The sequence below is a fragment of the Paraburkholderia haematera genome, assembly GCF_905220975.1.
Classification (GTDB): domain Bacteria; phylum Pseudomonadota; class Gammaproteobacteria; order Burkholderiales; family Burkholderiaceae; genus Paraburkholderia; species Paraburkholderia haematera.
The window spans coordinates 30,521-48,312 of the sequence record NZ_CAJNBK010000026.1 but is presented as its reverse complement, the minus strand read 5'-3'; the positions used below and the strand labels follow the sequence as shown (position 1 = coordinate 48,312).

General features: G+C 62.9%; 12 protein-coding genes. 8 read left to right on the top strand and 4 right to left on the bottom strand.

From position 1 onward, the window contains the following. Window positions 1-256: 256 nt before the first annotated feature. The 7 genes from scpB (at window position 257) to truB (ending at window position 10,483) form a co-directional block, all read left to right on the top strand. Window positions 257-1,345: an SMC-Scp complex subunit ScpB gene (gene scpB, locus KHO23_RS29255; RefSeq protein ID WP_211615680.1), complete on the top strand. Its 1,089-nt coding sequence runs from the start codon at window positions 257-259 to the stop codon at window positions 1,343-1,345. A gap of 64 nt (window positions 1,346-1,409) precedes the next feature. Further along, complete coding sequence (rluB, locus tag KHO23_RS29250) at window positions 1,410-3,341, top strand: 23S rRNA pseudouridine(2605) synthase RluB (RefSeq protein WP_211615678.1); 1,932 nt, start codon at window positions 1,410-1,412, stop codon at window positions 3,339-3,341. A gap of 533 nt (window positions 3,342-3,874) precedes the next feature. Then, window positions 3,875-4,333: a ribosome maturation factor RimP gene (gene rimP, locus KHO23_RS29245; RefSeq protein WP_074286020.1), complete on the top strand. Its 459-nt coding sequence runs from the start codon at window positions 3,875-3,877 to the stop codon at window positions 4,331-4,333. Further along, window positions 4,330-5,805 (top strand): transcription termination factor NusA, encoded by a 1,476-nt coding sequence (gene nusA, locus KHO23_RS29240; protein WP_211615676.1) that lies wholly within the window; start codon window positions 4,330-4,332, stop codon window positions 5,803-5,805. The genes rimP and nusA overlap by 4 nt, the downstream gene beginning before the upstream one ends. Before the next feature lie 93 nt (window positions 5,806-5,898). Beyond that, the gene (infB, locus tag KHO23_RS29235; protein ID WP_211615674.1) at window positions 5,899-8,871 is read left to right on the top strand and encodes a translation initiation factor IF-2; all 2,973 of its coding nucleotides are present in this window, start codon (window positions 5,899-5,901) and stop codon (window positions 8,869-8,871) included. A gap of 204 nt (window positions 8,872-9,075) precedes the next feature. Further along, entirely contained in the window at window positions 9,076-9,441 is a 366-nt protein-coding gene (gene rbfA / locus KHO23_RS29230; protein WP_120292913.1) for a 30S ribosome-binding factor RbfA, read from the top strand. Window positions 9,442-9,547: 106 nt separating this feature from the next. Next, window positions 9,548-10,483: a tRNA pseudouridine(55) synthase TruB gene (gene truB / locus KHO23_RS29225; RefSeq protein ID WP_211615672.1), complete on the top strand. Its 936-nt coding sequence runs from the start codon at window positions 9,548-9,550 to the stop codon at window positions 10,481-10,483. Between the two features lie 144 nt (window positions 10,484-10,627). Here truB and KHO23_RS29220 read toward each other — a convergent pair whose 3' ends face one another. The 4 genes from KHO23_RS29220 to KHO23_RS29205 all read right to left on the bottom strand — a co-directional run bounded on the left by KHO23_RS29220 (window position 10,628) and on the right by KHO23_RS29205 (window position 15,613). Beyond that, entirely contained in the window at window positions 10,628-12,190 is a 1,563-nt protein-coding gene (locus KHO23_RS29220) for a DHA2 family efflux MFS transporter permease subunit (RefSeq protein WP_211615670.1), read from the bottom strand. A 31-nt stretch (window positions 12,191-12,221) separates the two neighbouring features. Beyond that, window positions 12,222-13,448 (bottom strand): EmrA/EmrK family multidrug efflux transporter periplasmic adaptor subunit, encoded by a 1,227-nt coding sequence (locus KHO23_RS29215; protein WP_211615668.1) that lies wholly within the window; start codon window positions 13,446-13,448, stop codon window positions 12,222-12,224. A gap of 76 nt (window positions 13,449-13,524) precedes the next feature. Next, window positions 13,525-15,048: an efflux transporter outer membrane subunit gene (locus tag KHO23_RS29210; protein WP_211615666.1), complete on the bottom strand. Its 1,524-nt coding sequence runs from the start codon at window positions 15,046-15,048 to the stop codon at window positions 13,525-13,527. 49 nt (window positions 15,049-15,097) lie between these two features. Further along, entirely contained in the window at window positions 15,098-15,613 is a 516-nt protein-coding gene (locus KHO23_RS29205; RefSeq protein WP_201084056.1) for a MarR family winged helix-turn-helix transcriptional regulator, read from the bottom strand. A 318-nt stretch (window positions 15,614-15,931) separates the two neighbouring features. Here KHO23_RS29205 and typA point away from each other — a divergent pair, with 318 nt between their 5' ends. After that, window positions 15,932-17,758, top strand: coding sequence for a translational GTPase TypA (gene typA / locus KHO23_RS29200; protein WP_211615664.1), 1,827 nt, complete (start codon window positions 15,932-15,934; stop codon window positions 17,756-17,758). The last annotated feature ends 34 nt before the right edge of the window (window positions 17,759-17,792 follow it).

Here is a 17,792-nt window from a genome sequence, read left to right as displayed (position 1 = left end):
TGAGGCATAACTGAAAAATGCGCCGGGGATTTCGTCTTTACGCACCGATTGTTTTTGCGTAATATGGCGCTCAGTCACGCGATTCCTTTCAGGAACATCGCTGCTCCGTCCGGCTGGGTTTGGCTCGATTGCCTGTTTCGCCTCCCCCCGGTGCGTGCTCCCATCAATATGACCGATCAGAATCGGGCGAGCGCGTCTTCAGTTCCACATCGTCTGTTTGATCCGGTTCTTTGACCACAGGGTCTGACCTAGCTGCATGAATACCCAAGAGGCGAAGATCGTCCTCGAGACTGCCTTGATCTGCGCGCAGGAGCCGTTAAAGCTCGGCGATTTGCGCAAGCTCTTTGCCGACGGCGTGTCGGCAGACACTGTTCGGAATTTGCTCGAAGACCTCAAGCAGGATTGGTCTGGGCGCGGTGTGGAGCTGGTCGGGCTGGCATCGGGCTGGCGATTTCAAAGCAAGCCCGCGATGCGTTCGTACCTGGATCGTTTGCATCCTGAGAAGCCGCCGAAATATTCGCGCGCGGTACTCGAGACGCTGGCGATCATTGCGTACAGGCAACCGGTCACGCGCGGCGATATCGAAGAGATTCGCGGCGTCACGGTGAATACGCAGGTCGTCAAGCAGCTCGAGGATCGCGGCTGGATCGAGGTGATCGGCCATCGTGATGTGCCAGGCCGTCCGGCGCTGTACGCGACCACGCGGCAATTTCTCGACGACCTCGGTTTGAAGGCGCTCGACGAATTGCCTCCGCTCGCCGATCCGTCGGCGCAGTTGAACGCGGATCTGCTCGGTCAGCATGCGATCGAATTTTCGGAGGTCGAGGCCGCCCAGGCATCGGCTCCCGGCGAAGAGGGCGCGTCGGCGGTGCCGTTTGACGCCGCCGCGAGCGAATCGGTGGGAACGGCAATCGGCGGCGAATACGCCGAAGAACATCAAGCGCCGCTCGATCAGGTGCAGCGCGCAGAGTCGACTGAAGCGAGCGGGGCAGTCGAAGCAAGCGAGGCCACTGAACTCGCCGAGGCCACGAATGGCGTGGCGAATGTCGAGCCGGCATTCGAGCCGCATGAGGATGCCGCTGAAGTCCCGGCCGCGCAGGAACATGCCGAAACGGCAAACGTTGTACCGCAGGCCGGCGCTGCCGAACCCGCACTGAATCACGATCCGGTCTCCCAGGCCGATCCGGCAATACCCGCGCACGACTCGGGCGTACTCCGCGATACGGAGCACGCCGCCGAGCCGAACCCGACCACGGCGGCGCACGGCGATCCTGAGGATCGTCGCGATGCCGCGCAGGACGCAGGCATTCTGACCGACGACGAACCCGAGTCGCGCAGCGCCTGACGTAACCGAACTTTTTTTGCCACGCCCGCAATGGGCGTGCGCGACCTGACATTTTGAGGTTGTTTTGACACATACCCACGACACCGATTCGTCCGAATCCGAGCGCGCCGTGCCGTCGGCACGCGCCGACGAAGCGCGCACCACGCAAGCATCGGCAGGCGAGGGCGAGCGCCCGGCGCAGACCACGGAAGCAGACGGCGAAGACCGTCCGCGCCGCGGCCTGCGTCGCGGACCGCGCAGCCTGATCGCCCGGCGCCGCGCCGGCGCGAAGACGAAGGGCGCCGAAGGCGCGCCCGCGCAAGGAGCGCCGGTCGTCACGGAAGCGCCGCCGGACGGCGAGGTGGTCGCGCAAGTGCGCATGCCGCGCAAGGATGCCGGCGCCAAGGGTCAGGGCCCGCGCCGCAATGCGGGCGGCGCGAAGCGCGAGGGCGGTCAACGTGAAGGCGCACCTCGTGAAGGCGCACCTCGCGAAGGTCAACGCGAAGGTCAACGTGAAGGGCAGCGCGATGGCGCACCTCGCGAGCGTCAGCCGCGCGAAGGCGCCCGGCGCCAGAATCGCCGTGGCGGCGAAGCACCGGTGGCAGCCGCAACCGAAGCGAGCCCGGACGATCTGTTCTCGTACGTCACCTCACCCGCATTCGATGCGGACAACAGCGCCACCGGCGGCGTGCGCGCGCCGATGCTGCGCCGTGGCAAGCCGGCCGCGCCCAAGCGGGTCCTCGCCGCGGACGACGACGCACCGAAGCTGCACAAAGTGCTGGCCGAAGCCGGCATGGGCTCGCGCCGCGACATGGAAGAATTGATCGTTGCCGGCCGCGTGTCGGTGAACGGCGAACCGGCCCACATCGGCCAACGCATCATGCCGACCGACCAGGTCCGCATCAACGGCAAGCCGGTCAAGCGCAAGCTGGCTAACAAGCCGCCGCGCGTGCTGCTGTATCACAAACCGACCGGCGAAATCGTCAGCCATGCCGATCCGGAAGGCCGTCCGTCGGTGTTCGACAAGCTGCCGCCCATGAAGACCGCCAAGTGGCTCGCGGTCGGCCGCCTCGACTTCAACACTGAAGGTCTGCTGATGCTGACCACCTCGGGCGATCTGGCAAACCGTTTCATGCATCCGCGTTACAGCGTCGAGCGTGAATATGCGGTGCGCGTGGTCGGCGAGCTGGCGGAAGGCATGCGTCAGAAGCTGTTGCACGGCGTCGAGCTGGAAGACGGCCCGGCGAATTTCCTGCGCATCCGCGATGGCGGTGGCGAGGGCACTAATCATTGGTATCACGTCGCGCTCGCCGAAGGGCGTAATCGCGAAGTGCGCCGTATGTTCGAAGCAGCCGGCCTGATGGTCAGCCGCCTGATCCGCACGCGTCATGGCCCGATCTCGCTGCCGAAGGGTCTGAAGCGCGGTCGCTGGGAAGAACTCGAAGACAATCAGGTGCGCGCGCTGATGGCGTCGGTCGGCCTGAAGGCGCCGTCGGAAGAGAAGGGCGGTCGCAGAGAGGCGCCGGAGCGCAAGCAGCCGGATCCGATGCAAACCTCGATGGGCTTCATTGGCCGCGAACCGGTGCTGATGTCGCATGGCCGCTTCGATCAGCAGCAGCCGCGCGGTCAAGGCCGTCGCGGAGCGGCGGGTGGCGGGTTCGGTGGTGGTGCGGGCGGTGGTTTTGGCGGCGGTGGCGCCAGCGGCTACGGCAATCGTGGCGCTGGGCGCAGCGCCGGTGGCTTCAGTGGCCCGATGGGCGGCGGCGCGCCTGGTCCGCGTGGCGGCCGTGGTGGTGACGTCGACGGCAATCGCGCGCCGTCGGGCGGTGGCAATCGTGCGGCTGGCGGCGGTAAGCGCGCTGGCGGCCCTGGCGGCAATCCGGGCAGCGGCGGTGGCAGTCGCGGGCCGGGCGGCAATCGTGGCGGTAACGCCAACCGCGCCGGTGGTGGCAACGCCAACGCAGGCGGTGCCAATCGCGGCGGCGGCGCGCCGCGCGGTCGCTCGCGTGGCCGTTAAGCAGCAAGCGCTGTAAGCATGACGGTGGGCGGCTGATTGTTTCTCAACGATTCACGCCTCGCCACCGTCAGAATCGATCGACGAGCGCCGCGGGTTTTATCGCAGGTTTCATGTAACGCATAAAACCGTGGCGTGCACATAAGTAGGGGCAGAGTTTCCTGGCCCTACGTGCGCGGCGCGGGTCTGAGGCGGCGCAAGCCGCCTTGCAAAAGGCCCGAAGCGTCGCCATATCGTTGAAAGATTCCCATGAAATCAAGCGGAAATGCGCTTTGCGCGGCGTTCTGCGGTTTGCGTTTGTCCCGAAAAATGGCTACAATCGCGGAGTCGCTGGGCGTGCGGCTTTTCATGTGCGGCTCAGGTGCGACCACCGGTAATAAGATGATGGGCGTTTAGCCCATTTTTTTTTGCCGCTCAGTTCTAAGTGGTTCGGCATCTCGGGTAGCACGAACGTGCGCCGGCTTGGCGCGCGGCCCGCATTGGTGTTTGCAGACAAACCCGGCAGGTCTCGCCGCGCGAACATCTTAGAGGGCACTGTGCAACTGACGGAACTGATTGAAACCACGGTCGTGGGACTCGGCTACGAGCTCGTCGATCTCGAGCGCACCGGGCGCGGCAGTTTGTGTATTTATATCGACCAGCCTGCCGGCATCGCGATCGAAGACTGCGAGAAAGTCACGCGTCAGCTCCAGCACGTTCTGACGGTCGAAAATATCGATTACGAGCGGCTTGAAGTGTCGTCGCCGGGTCTCGACCGCCCGCTGAAAAAACTGGCGGATTTTGAACGCTTCGCAGGCAGCGAAGTGGTAATCACATTGAAAAAGCCATTGGACGGACGGAAATCGTACCGGGGCATTCTGCATGCTCCGCAAGGCGAGACGATCGGTCTGGAATTTGAAGGGAAGGAAGGCGCCGCGATGCTCGATTTCACCGTCGCGGATATCGATAAGGCACGCCTCGTTCCGAAAGTTGACTTTAGGAGCCGCAAACAATGAGTCGCGAAGTGTTGATGCTGGTGGATGCGCTGGCACGCGAGAAGAACGTCGATAAAGACGTGGTATTTGCCGCGCTCGAGGCGGCCCTCGCTTCGGCCTCCAAGAAACTCTTCGAAGAAGACGCGGACATCCGCGTCCAGATCGACCGTGAAAGCGGCGAGCACGAAACGTTTCGCCGTTGGAAAGTGGTGCCGGACGAAGCGGGTCTTCAGGAACCGGATCAGGAAATCCTGCTGTTCGAAGCACGCGAACAGAAGCCGGAAATCCAGCTCGACGAATTCATCGAAGAACCGGTGCCGTCGATCGAATTCGGCCGTATCGGCGCGCAGGCTGCCAAGCAGGTGATCCTGCAGAAGGTGCGCGACGCTGAACGCGAGCAGATCCTGAACGATTTCCTCGAGCGTGGCGAGCACATCATGACCGGCTCGGTGAAGCGCCTGGACAAGGGCAACTTCATCGTCGAAACCGGCCGAGTCGAAGCGCTGCTGCGCCGCGACCAGCTGATTCCGAAGGAAAATCTGCGCGTGGGCGACCGCGTGCGCGCCTATATCGCCAAGGTCGATCGCACCGCTCGCGGTCCGCAGATCGAGCTGTCGCGTACGGCGCCCGAATTCCTGATGAAGCTGTTCGAAATGGAAGTGCCGGAAATCGAACAGGGCCTGCTGGAAATCAAGGCCGCGGCCCGCGATCCGGGCGTGCGCGCCAAGATTGGCGTGGTTGCTTACGACAAGCGCATCGATCCGATCGGCACGTGCGTGGGTATCCGCGGTTCGCGCGTACAGGCGGTGCGTAATGAGCTCGGTGGCGAAAACGTCGACATCGTGCTATGGTCGGAAGATCCCGCACAGTTTGTGATCGGCGCGCTCGCGCCGGCAGCCGTCCAGTCGATCGTCGTCGATGAAGAAAAGCATTCGATGGACGTCGTCGTAGACGAAAACGAACTGGCGGTCGCGATCGGCCGAAGCGGCCAGAACGTGCGTCTTGCCAGCGAACTCACCGGCTGGCAGATCAACATCATGACGCCGGACGAATCTGCGCAGAAGCAGAATCAGGAGCGCGGCGTACTGCGTGACCTGTTCATGGCGCGTCTCGATGTCGACGAAGAAGTTGCCGACATCCTGATCGACGAAGGCTTCACGAGCCTCGAAGAGATCGCTTATGTGCCGCTCAACGAGATGCTCGAAATCGAAGCATTCGACGAAGACACCGTTCACGAATTGCGTAATCGCTCGCGCGATGCATTGCTGACGCAGGCGATCGCAAATGAAGAAAAGGTCGAGAATGTTGCACTCGACCTGAAGAGCCTGGACGGCATGGATGCCGACCTGCTCGCCAAGCTTGCCGAACACCAGATCCAGACGCGCGACGACCTCGCCGAGCTGGCTGTGGATGAACTGGTCGAGATGACCGGAATGGAAGAGGATGCCGCTAAGGCGTTGATCATGAAAGCACGTGAACATTGGTTCCAGTGAGAAATGACCATGGCGCACTAAATTGACGCGGCCGTTAGGCCGCATGACAAGATGCTAACCGCAAGGAATCGGTCCTTGCATTAAGAGGAATGAATGGCGAGTAACAACGTAGCCCAATTTGCCGCGGAACTGAAAATGCCTGCAGGCGTGCTCCTTGAGCAGCTTCAGGCAGCAGGCGTCACTAAAGCGAGCGAAGACGACAGCTTGTCCGAAACGGACAAGGCGCGTCTGCTCGACCACTTGCGCAAGTCTCACGGCTCGACTGATGCGGACAAGCGCAAGATCACGCTGACGAAACGGCATACGTCGGAGATCAAGCAATCCGACGCGACGGGCAAAGCTCGCACCATTCAGGTCGAGGTGCGTAAGAAGCGCACTTTCGTCCGCCGCGACGAATCCGCCGCTGAAGGCGGCGATGCATCGAATCATGTGGCCGAGGCCGACGTCGACGCCGACGATCTGGAACTCCAGCGTCGTGAAGAGGAAGCTCGTCACGAAGCGGAGCTGCTCGAAAAGCAGGCTCAGGAGTTGAAGGCGCGTCAGGAACAACTCGAACGCGAAGAAGCCGAACGTCAGGCGCGCGAAGCGGCTGCTGAAGCCGAGCGCCGTCGTGCGGAAGAAGAAGCGGCGAAGAAGCGCGCGGCGGCTGCGGCCGAAGCGGCTGTTCGCGAACAGGCTCAGGCTGCGAAGCCGGCGCAGGCTGCCCAGCCGGCGGCGTCGAAGGCTGAACCGGTAACGGCCAAGGCTGCAGAGCCGGCAGTTGCCAAGGAAAGCGAGCAGGACGACGAGCGCGCTGCGGCAGAACGGGCGGCACAACGCGAAGCGGCGAAGAAAGCGGAAGACGCAGCGCGTCAGGCCGCCGAGAAAACGCGCGCCGAGCAGGAAGAAATCAGCAAGCGCCGTGCGGCTGCAGAAGCCGAAGCGCGTGCGATTCGCGAAATGATGAACACGCCGCGCAAGGCGCAGGTTAAGGCGCCGGAACCGGCACCGAAGCCCGCTGAGCCGGTCAAGCCCGCGGAAGCCAAGGGCACGCTGCACAAGCCGGCTCGTCCGGAAGGCGCAGCGCCGGCACGTCCGGCAGCCAAGAAGCCGGCTGCTGCGGCTCCGGCTGCCACGACCACGCCGTCGGCTGGCGACAAGAAGAAGCCGGGCGGCGGTAAGGGCGGCTGGCAGGACGACGCAGCGAAGCGCCGCGGCATCAAGACGCGTGGCGATACCAGTGGCGGCGTCGATCGCGGCTGGCGCGGTGGCCCGAAGGGTCGCGGCAAGCATCAGGATCAGAACACCACGTTCCAGGCGCCGACCGAACCGATCGTGCGTGAAGTGCACGTGCCGGAAACCATCACGGTCGCCGATCTGGCGCACAAGATGGCGGTCAAGGCCTCGGAAGTCATCAAGTCGATGATGAAGCTCGGCCAGATGGTCACGATCAACCAGATGCTGGACCAGGAAACGGCGATGATCATCGTCGAGGAACTGGGCCACCACGCGGTTGCGGCCAAACTGGACGATCCGGAAGCCATGCTGGTCGAAGGCGAAATCACGGACGCAGAAGCACTGCCGCGTCCGCCGGTCGTCACGGTCATGGGCCACGTCGACCACGGCAAGACTTCGCTGCTCGACTACATCCGCCGCGCCAAGGTTGCAGCGGGCGAAGCGGGCGGGATTACGCAGCACATCGGCGCCTATCACGTCGAAACGCCGCGCGGTGTCATCACGTTCCTCGATACGCCGGGCCACGAAGCATTTACGGCCATGCGTGCTCGCGGTGCAAAGGCAACCGACATCGTGATTCTGGTGGTCGCAGCCGACGACGGCGTGATGCCGCAAACGAAGGAAGCAATCGCCCACGCGAAGGCAGGCGGCGTGCCGCTCGTCGTCGCGATCAACAAGATCGACAAGCCGGATGCGAATCTGGAGCGCGTGAAGCAGGAACTCGTCGCGGAAGGCGTCGTGCCGGAAGAGTACGGTGGCGAATCGCCGTTCGTACCGGTGTCGGCCAAGACCGGCGCGGGTATCGACGAACTGCTGGAAAACGTGCTGCTGCAAGCCGAAGTGCTCGAGCTGAAGGCACCGGTCGAAGCGCCGGCCAAGGGTCTGGTCATTGAAGCGAAGCTCGATAAGGGTAAGGGTCCGGTTGCAACGATCCTGGTCCAGTCGGGTACGCTGAACCGCGGTGACGTGGTGCTGGCAGGTAGCGCTTACGGTCGCGTGCGAGCCATGCTCGACGAAACCGGCAAGCCGACCAAGTCGGCAGGTCCGTCGATCCCGGTTGAGATTCAGGGTCTGTCGGAAGTGCCGCAAGCAGGTGAAGAAGTCATCGTCATGCCGGACGACCGCAAGGCGCGTGAAGTTGCGCTGTTCCGTCAAGGCAAGTTCCGCGACGTCAAGCTGGCCAAGCAACAGGCCGCGAAGCTCGAGAACATGCTGGAACAGATGGGCGAAGGCGAAGTGGCGTACATGCCGCTCATCGTCAAGGCCGACGTGCAGGGTTCGCAGGAAGCTTTGGTGCAGTCGCTGCTCAAGCTGTCGACCGACGAAGTTCGCGTGCAGATCGTGCACGGCGCCGTGGGTGGCATCAGCGAGTCGGACGTCAACCTCGCTACGGCGTCGAAGGCGGTCATCATCGGCTTCAACACCCGTGCGGATGCACAGGCGCGCAAGCTGGCGGAAACCAACGGCGTCGATATTCGCTACTACAACATCATCTATGACGCAGTAGATGAAGTGAAGGCCGCGATGTCGGGCATGCTGGCACCGGAGAAGCGCGAAGTCGTGACGGGTACGGTCGAAGTGCGTCAGGTCTTCAAGGTACCGAAGATCGGTGCGGTGGCCGGCTGTATGGTCACGGACGGTTTCGTCAAGCGCTCCTCGTCGGTGCGCGTGCTGCGCAACAACGTCGTCATCTTCACGGGCGAGCTCGATTCGCTCAAGCGCTTCAAGGACGACGTGAAGGAAGTCCGTCAGGGCTTCGAGTGCGGTATGTCGATCAAGAACTTCAACGATATCGTCGAAGGCGATCAGTTCGAAGTCTTCGAGGTTACCGAAGTCGCGCGTACGCTGTAATTCACGCGGCACGGCTAAAACGGGCGGAGCGGGCTTTAACGCCCGCTCCGCCCGTTGTTTTTGGGCCGGCGCGTTTGTCGCGCATAGCGCCTGCGGCGATTTACCGTTGCTATCCGAGCCGCTTTCATGCCGCTCGGATAGCAGCCCCTACGGCGCCGCGCGAACAACTTTTTTGCATCCGTCAGAACGGATCACACAAACATCATGCCTAAAAAACGTTCTTCTCCCAATCGCAACGTGCAGATCGCCGATCAGATCCAGCGCGACCTGTCCGAGCTGCTGCGCGAGGTCAAGGACCCGCGCATTGGCATCGTCACGATTCAAAGCGTCGAGCTGACGCCCGACTACGCGCACGCGAAGGTGTACTTCACGACGCTGACCGGCGACCCGCAACAGACGCTCGAAGCGCTCACGCACGCGGCCGGCCATCTGCACAATCAGCTGTTCAAGCGCCTGCACATCCATACCGTGCCGACGCTGCATTTCCATTACGACCAGACGATTGAACGAGCCGTTGAAATGTCCCGTCTGATCGACGAGGCGAACGCCAATCGCGCGAAAGAAGACTGAACGCTCCGTTATCCGCGTTCCGGGCTGCAATACTTCCGTTGCAAGAGCTCAGTTGCCGTTCATTTAGCGCTGTTTCCGTCCACTTCGAAGACTCTGTCTGTCTGACATGACCGCACCTCAACGCCCCCGCGTGCCGCGTCGCGCGCTCGACGGCGTGCTGCTGCTCGACAAGCCGCTCGGCCTGTCGAGCAACGACGCGCTGATTCGCGCGAAGCGTCTCTATCTGGCAAAAAAAGCGGGCCACACCGGCACGCTCGATCCACTCGCCACCGGTCTCCTGCCGCTGTGTTTTGGCGAGGCGACCAAGTTTTCGCAAGATCTGCTCGAAGCCGACAAGACCTATGAGGCGACCCTGCGCCTCGGTATCCGCACGACCACCGGCGACGCCGAAGGCGAAGCAATCGATACGCGCGACGTGACGTGCGATCAGGCGGCCGTCCAGGCGGCTATGCTGAAATTTCTCAGCGTGATCGTCCAGGTTCCGCCGATGTATTCGGCGCTCAAGCGCGACGGCAAACCGCTGTACGAGTACGCGCGCGCCGGCCAGACGGTCGAGCGGGAAGGGCGTCAGGTGACGATTCACGCGCTCGATATGCTGGCCTGCGCGTTGCCCGACGTGACGTTTCGCGTGACGTGCAGCAAAGGCACGTATGTGCGCACGCTTGCCGAGGATATTGGCGAGGCGCTCGGTTGCGGTGCGCATCTGGTCGCGCTGCGGCGTACGGGCGTCGGCGCGCTGACGCTGGAGAATTCGGTGACGCTCGACGCGTTGTCCGATGCGACGGAAAGCGAGCGCGATGCATGGCTGCAGCCGGTCGATGCATTGCTGTCCACCTTCCCGCTCGTCACACTCGACGAAGACGCGACCCGGCGTTTCCTGCATGGGCAACGTCTGAAGCTCTCCGAGTTGACCATCACCGGCGATGCTGTGAATGCGCCCCGCGTCCGCGTGTATGCAGCTGAAGGGCGGCTGCTCGGCGTTGCGAAGCAAGGCGAGGGCGTATTGGCGCCGGAGCGGCTGGTGGTCACCGCGGAGAGCTAGGTCGCTAGCTCGCCGGTCAACCTGCGAATCTGCCGGCGCGCCACCATGCACCACCACGCGCCACAAGAAAAAAGGCGGGACCGCTACCACGCGGTCCCGCCTTTTTTTTTACGTCATCTGCTGCTGCGTAACGAGCCTAAACCCTCAATGCGCCGCCGCGGCCGCCGCACCCGCGTCACCACCGGCGCGTTCCGGCTTTGCCATCCAGATCAGCGCGATCAGCGCGACAAAGATCCCCGCCGATACAAAGAACAGATCATTCACACCCAACTGCGCAGCCTGCTGCGTAGCCATCGTATTGAACAGGCCATACGCCTGCGGCTGACTGAAGCCCGCCGCACCCATCTGCCGGATGGACTGATCGAACACCGGGTTGTATGCGCTCGCCTGTTCGGCCAGTTGCGCATGATGCATGATGGTGCGGTGATCCCACGCGGTCTGGAAAATCGACGTGCCAATACCGCCGCACATGATCCGCACGAAATTCGACAAACCGGACGCCGCGGGAATCCGGTTGCCCGGCAAGCCCGACAGCGTGATCGACACCAGCGGAATAAAGAACCCGGCCATACCGATACCTTGAATCAGCGTCGGCAACAGCAGCGAATACGTATCGACGCCGGTTGTATAACGCGAGCGCATCCAGAAACACAGCGCGAATACAAGGAACGACAAGGTCGCGATATAGCGCGGATCGGTACGCGGCAACACCTTGCCGGTGATCGGCGAGAGCAGCACGGCGAACACGCCGACCGGCGCCATCACGAGACCCGCTTCGGTGGCGGTGTAGCCGATATCGGTTTGCAGCCACAACGGCAACAACACGAGGTTGCCGAAATAGAGCCCGTAGCCAATCGACAACGCAATCGTGCCGCTCGTGAAATTGCGCCGGCTGAACAGCGACAGATCGACCACCGGATGCTCGGCCGTCAGTTCCCACACAATGAAGAACGCGAGCGAAATGACCGCGACCAGCGCCAGCACGACAATCGTGGTCGACGAGAACCAATCGAGGTCCTTGCCCTTATCGAGCATCACCTGCAACGAGCCGACCCAGAGAATCAGCAGGCCGAGACCGACGCCGTCGATCGGCGCCTTTTTGATGACCGAATCGCGGTTGCGGAAGATTGTCCACGTTGCTATTGCAGCGATCGCGCCGACTGGAATGTTGACGTAGAAGATCCACGGCCACGAGATGTTGTCCGAGATCCAACCGCCGAGAATCGGTCCGGCCACGGGCGCGATCAGTGTGGTCATCGCCCACATCGATAGCGCCATCGGCGCCTTGGCGCGCGGATAGCTGGCGAGCAGCAGCGTTTGCGACAGGGGAATCATCGGGCCGGCCACGGCGCCTTGCAGCACGCGCGAGGCAAGCAAAAACGGCAGGGTGGGCGCGAGGCCGCACATCCACGACGAGATCACGAACAGGATGATCGACGCCATGAACAGGCGTACCTGACCGACGCGTTCGGTGAGCCAGCCGGTCAGCGGCACGGAGATCGCGTTCGCCACCGCGAACGACGTGATCACCCATGTGCCCTGGTCGGAAGACACACCGAGGTCGCCCGAAATGGACGGGATCGACACGTTCGCAATCGACGTGTCGAGCACGTTCATGAACACGGCGAGCGACACCGCGATGGTGCCGATCACCAGTTGCGCCCCCTCGAGCGGCGGATGAGGGGCTTGCGCCTGAGCCTGAGCCATTAAAAAAGCCTTTTATGAATCGTCGCGCCGCTTACATCAACTTTGCAGCGGGCTTTGCGGCGCCGGCTTGATCCGATTTCTGCGAGCCGCCGTTCGGACCTGCGTTTGCCGAAATGATGCGAGCGATTTCAGCGTCGGCCTCATCGCCGTACTTGTCGAACACGTTGGTCTGATAGACCGTGTTCGGCGCCTGGCCCAGCTCGCCGCCGTTGCCGTCCTTGATGTTCACGTCGGCTTGCATCGACAGGCCGATGCGCAGCGGATGCTTTTCAAGTTCCTGCGGGTCGAGCGCGATCCGCACCGGCAGGCGTTGCACCACCTTGATCCAGTTGCCGGTTGCGTTCTGCGCGGGCAGCAGTGAGAACGCCGAGCCCGTACCCGCCGAGAAGCCGACCACCTTGCCGTGGTACACCACCGACGAGCCGTACACGTCGGCCGTCAACTCGACCGGCTGACCGATGCGCATGTGCTTCAGTTGCACTTCCTTGAAGTTCGCATCGACCCACACGCCACCCAGCGGCACGATGGCCATCAGCGGGGTGCCGGGCGAGACGCGCTGGCCGACCTGCACCGAACGCTTCGCCACGTAGCCCGTGACCGGCGCCGGCAGGTTGTTACGCGCGTTGGCCAGATAGGCGTCGCGCACCTTCGCGGCGGCGGCCTGCACGTTCGGGTGATTCGCGATCGTGGTGTTGGCGGTCAGCGCGCGGTTCGAGGCCAGTTGCTGCTGGGCGGCGTCGACGGCGGCCTGCGCGCTCTTCACGGCGTCGCGGGCGTGCGAAATTTCTTCTGCCGACACGGCGCCGGTTTGTGCGACCGTCATGCGGCGCTTCAGGTCGTCCTGAGCGCGCGACAGATCGGCCTGGCGCTGGGCAACTTGCGCCTGATACTGGTTGTCGTCGGCAAACAGGCCGCGAACCTGGCGCACCGTCTGTGCGAGATTCGCTTCGGCTTGCTGGAGCGCGACGCGTGCGTCGGCCGGATCGAGTACGACGAGCGGGTCGCCAGTCTTCACCGTTTGCGTGTCGTCCGCGTTCACGGCGACAACCGTGCCGGTGACTTGCGGCGTGATCTGTACGACGTTGCCGTTCACGTACGCGTCGTCGGTGTCTTCATGGAAGCGTGCGTCGAGGAAGTAGTAAAGGCCGTAGGCGACCGCGGCGATCAGGATCACGATGACGAGCAGCGTCATCATGCGCTTGCGTTTGCCGTTGTTCGCCGATTGTGCGGGGGCCGCGGGCTGCTGGGGGGTGCTCATTGATGTGCTCCGGGTTCTCTCAAGCGTCGTCGTTTATTCGGATGTTCGTGCGAGTGTGGGTCGCGTCGATGTGGCTTCAGTTTGCAGCGGCGGTCGCGGCGGTGGCCGATGCCGCGGCCGCCGGTGCCGGAGCATCGGTCGGCACCACGAGGCCGGTCTGCGTTGCGTCGAAACCGCCACCGAGCGCCTTGATGAGACCGATCTGCAAATCGCGGCGGCGCATCTTCAGGCTCGTTACCGTCTGTTCGGCGGCAAGGCGGTTCTGGTCGGCCGTCAGCACCTGCAGTTGTTCCGACAAGCCCGCCTTATAGCGGATCACCGCGAGCTGATAGGCCTTGGTCGACGCGTCGAGCGCGCGCTGGGCGTCGCCCGATTGCTGGTCGATCGAACGGATCGACGACACTTGCGTCGCGACATCCGAAAGGGCATTGATCAGCGTCTGGTTGTAGTTCGCCACATCGAGATCGAAGTCGGCGTAGCGGCCCTTCAACTGCGAGCGCAGCGCGCCGGCGTCGAAGATCGGCAGGTGAATTGCCGGACCGAATTGCATCTGACGGCTGCCCGCCTTAAGAAAGCGGCCCCAGCCGAACGCATCGAATCCGACGCCGGCCGCGAGGTTGACGTCCGGGAAGAACTCGGCTTTCGCTTCTTTCACGTCGTGCATCGCGGCTTCGACCTGCCAGCGTGCGGCGACGATATCAGCGCGGCGTGCCACGAGGTCGGCCGGCAGGTTGTTCGGCAGCGCTACTGTGTCGCCAGTGGTCAGAACCGGCTTGGCGATCTGCAGGCCACGATCGGGACCCTTGCCGAGCAGCGCGCCCAATTGATAGCGCACCACGGTGATTTGGCCGTCGAGGTCGGTCAGGTTCGACTGGCTGGTTGCGATGTTGCCGTTTGCGGTTTCCCGCTCCACATTGGTGTCGAGGCCGGCGCTGACGCGTCCGTTGGTGATGCGGCCGATATCCTGGCGGTTGGCGATTTCGCGCGCGGCGATGTCGCGGAATGCGTACAGCTGAGCGAGCTGGTTGTAGGTGCTTGCCACGGAGGCGGCGAGCGTCACGCGCGCCTGCTGCATATCGGCTTGCGCGGCCTTTTCCTGCGACACGGCCTGGCCCAGGCGCTGGCGGTTCTTGCCCCACAGGTCCAGATCCCACGAGGCGCTCGCCAGCACGTTGTTCTCGCTATACCAGGTGCCGCCGTACGGAGGCGGGTAGAGCGCGTTTTCCGAGAACAGCTCGCGGTTCCATGAGTAGCTGCCGTTGACCTTCGGGTACAGCGCCGAGCGCGAGCTTTCAATGTACGACGAAGCCTTGGCGAGGCGCGCCTGCGCCTGAGCGATCGAAGGGCTGCCTTCCAGCGCCTCTGCAATCAGCCTGGGCAACTGCGGGTCGCCGAACTGGCCGGCCCAGTCGAGCGACGGCCACTGGCCGCCCTGGCCCGACAGACTCTGGGCGGACTCGTACTGAGCCGGCGACGAGATCTGCTTGTCGCTCTTCATACCGAAGTAGTTCGCGCACCCCGTGAGGGCGAGCGCCGTCACCGCGGCGGCGACAGCGGCCCGGCTCGAAAGCGCGGGCGCGGACAGGGAAAGGGATTTCATCGCTCGACTCTTTGAGTGGAATGTAATGATGGACGCTGCAAGCAATTTATTACGATTTGCTGTCAAAATTGCTTGCTGCATCACGGGTGAGTCCCGTATGTTCGCCGGAATTGACGAGTACGCGGCGTAGCATGCTCTTCAGGAAGCCCACTTCTTCTGGCGTGAATCCGCCCAGCAGACTGTCAATTACGCCGTTGAAAATGGCGGGCATTTTGGCCGCGATCGCATGACCTTCCGGTGTCAACGCCAGCCGTACGACCCGCCGGTCCTCGTTGCTGCGCACTCTGGTCAGCAGGCCACGTTTCTCCAGGCGGTCGACCAGACGCGTGACGGCGCTGGCGTCAATGCCGTATTCACGCGCCAGTTCGGCCGCCAGCAAGCACTTGCCGCTCGCTACCATGAACAGGATGCTGCCTTGCTGACTGGTAATACCCAACTCGGCCATGCTGCGCTGGGTGATCAGGTTCGACATTGTCGATTTCACTCGCGAGAGCAGATAGCCGACGCTTTCGCCTAGCTGATACACGCTGAGCTCTGAGTCGGGTGTTGAGGACGGATCCGTCATGATTCTCGTGCGAATGCAATGGTTGACTAGGCAGGATTATAGGCAACGGTTGGTTGACGCGGCAAGCGTTATTACAGCTTAGGCAAGGATCTTTTCCTGCTCAAGGCACAATGCGAGCGGTTTTGCGTAGGGCATTGCCGATGCGCAGCGAGTTCATTTCCTACGCGCCGCTGCCTGGAAGATGGTGGGGTAATCAGGGAATACCAGAAAGCTTCATTCGGGCGTGCTATAATGTTGGGTTCCCAAAAGTGCGCTTTGGGCTTTGTTGGCTTCGTACACAATGCTGCTGCTGGCGCACTCAACTGCCTCCAGGTTCCTATGACTCGCGCCCTACGCAACATCGCCATCATTGCCCACGTCGACCACGGCAAGACCACGCTCGTCGATCAGCTTCTCCGCCAGACCGCCACGTTCCGCGACAACCAGCAGGTTGTCGAGCGCGTGATGGACTCGAACGACATCGAAAAGGAGCGTGGCATCACGATTCTTTCGAAGAACTGCGCGGTCGAGTACGAGGGCACGCACATCAACATCGTCGACACCCCGGGCCACGCCGACTTCGGTGGTGAAGTGGAGCGCGTGCTGTCGATGGTCGACTCCGTGCTATTGCTGGTCGACGCCGTTGAAGGCCCGATGCCGCAAACGCGCTTCGTGACCAAGAAGGCGCTGGCGCTCGGCCTCAAGCCGATCGTCGTGATCAACAAGGTTGACCGGCCGGGCGCGCGGATCGACTGGGTGATCAACCAGACCTTCGACCTGTTCGACAAGCTGGGTGCAACTGACGAACAACTCGACTTCCCGATCGTCTACGCGTCGGGTCTGAACGGCTATGCCGGCCTCACGGCGGATGTGCGCGAAGGCGACATGCGTCCGCTGTTCGAAGCCGTGCTGCAACACGTGCCGGTTCGCCCGGCCGATCCGGCTGCGCCGCTGCAACTGCAGATCACGTCGCTGGATTATTCGTCGTACGTCGGCCGTATCGGCGTGGGCCGCATTACGCGTGGCACGATCAAGCCGGGCATGTCCGTCGCCGTACGTTCGGGCCCCGATGGTGCGATCCTGAACCGCAAGATCAACCAGGTGCTGTCGTTCAAGGGCCTGGAGCGCGTGCAGGTGGATTCGGCTGAAGCCGGCGACATCGTGCTGATCAACGGTATCGAAGAAATCGGTATCGGCGTGACCATCTGCGCACCGGAACAGCCGGAAGCGCTGCCGATGATCACCGTCGACGAACCGACCCTGACGATGAACTTCCTTGTCAATTCGTCGCCGCTGGCCGGCCGCGAAGGCAAGTTCGTCACGAGCCGTCAGATTCGTGACCGCCTGATGAAGGAACTGAACCACAACGTCGCGCTGCGCGTGAAAGAAACCGGCGACGAAACCACCTTCGAAGTGGCGGGTCGCGGCGAATTGCACCTGACGATTCTCGTGGAAAACATGCGCCGTGAAGGCTACGAGCTGGCCGTGTCGCGTCCGCGCGTGGTGATGCAGGACATCGACGGCGTGAAGCATGAGCCGTACGAAAACCTGACCGTCGACATGGAAGACGGCCACCAGGGCGGCGTGATGGAAGAGCTGGGCCGCCGTAAGGGCGAAATGCTCGACATGGCGTCGGACGGCCGTGGCCGTACGCGTCTCGAGTACCGTATTTCGGCACGTGGCCTGATCGGCTTCCAGTCGGAATTCCTGACGCTCACGCGCGGCACGGGCCTGATGAGCCACACGTTCGATTCGTATCAGCCGGTCAAGGAAGGCGCGGTGGGCGAGCGTCGCAATGGCGTGCTGATTTCGCAGGACGACGGCGCAGCCGTGGCGTACGCACTGTGGAAGCTGCAGGATCGCGGCCGTATGTTCGTGTCGCCGGGCGAGCCGCTGTATGAAGGCATGATCATCGGCATTCACAGCCGTGACAACGACCTGGTCGTGAACCCGATCAAGGGCAAGCAGCTGACCAACGTGCGTTCGTCGGGTACCGACGAAGCGGTGCGCCTCGTGCCGCCGATCCAGATGTCGCTGGAATACGCGGTCGAATTCATCGACGACGACGAGCTCGTCGAAGTCACGCCGCAATCCATCCGTCTGCGCAAGCGTTACCTGAAGGAACACGAGCGCCGCAGTGCGAGCCGTAAGGGCGCGGTGGACTAATCGTGTAGCCGGTGCGTTGAGGGAGCGCCGTTCC

What these genes read in the sequence shown, in the direction of transcription:
- scpB (WP_211615680.1), top strand. Translation starts at nt 257, where the DNA reads ATGAATACCCAAGAGGCGAAGATCGTCCTCGAGACTGCCTTGATCTGC.
- nusA (WP_211615676.1), top strand. Translation starts at nt 4,330, where the DNA reads ATGAGTCGCGAAGTGTTGATGCTGGTGGATGCGCTGGCACGCGAGAAG.
- infB (WP_211615674.1), top strand. Translation starts at nt 5,899, where the DNA reads ATGGCGAGTAACAACGTAGCCCAATTTGCCGCGGAACTGAAAATGCCT.
- rbfA (WP_120292913.1), top strand. Translation starts at nt 9,076, where the DNA reads ATGCCTAAAAAACGTTCTTCTCCCAATCGCAACGTGCAGATCGCCGAT.
- truB (WP_211615672.1), top strand. Translation starts at nt 9,548, where the DNA reads ATGACCGCACCTCAACGCCCCCGCGTGCCGCGTCGCGCGCTCGACGGC.
- KHO23_RS29220 (WP_211615670.1), bottom strand. Translation starts at nt 12,190, where the DNA reads ATGGCTCAGGCTCAGGCGCAAGCCCCTCATCCGCCGCTCGAGGGGGCG.
- KHO23_RS29215 (WP_211615668.1), bottom strand. Translation starts at nt 13,448, where the DNA reads ATGAGCACCCCCCAGCAGCCCGCGGCCCCCGCACAATCGGCGAACAAC.
- KHO23_RS29210 (WP_211615666.1), bottom strand. Translation starts at nt 15,048, where the DNA reads ATGAAATCCCTTTCCCTGTCCGCGCCCGCGCTTTCGAGCCGGGCCGCT.
- KHO23_RS29205 (WP_201084056.1), bottom strand. Translation starts at nt 15,613, where the DNA reads ATGACGGATCCGTCCTCAACACCCGACTCAGAGCTCAGCGTGTATCAG.
- typA (WP_211615664.1), top strand. Translation starts at nt 15,932, where the DNA reads ATGACTCGCGCCCTACGCAACATCGCCATCATTGCCCACGTCGACCAC.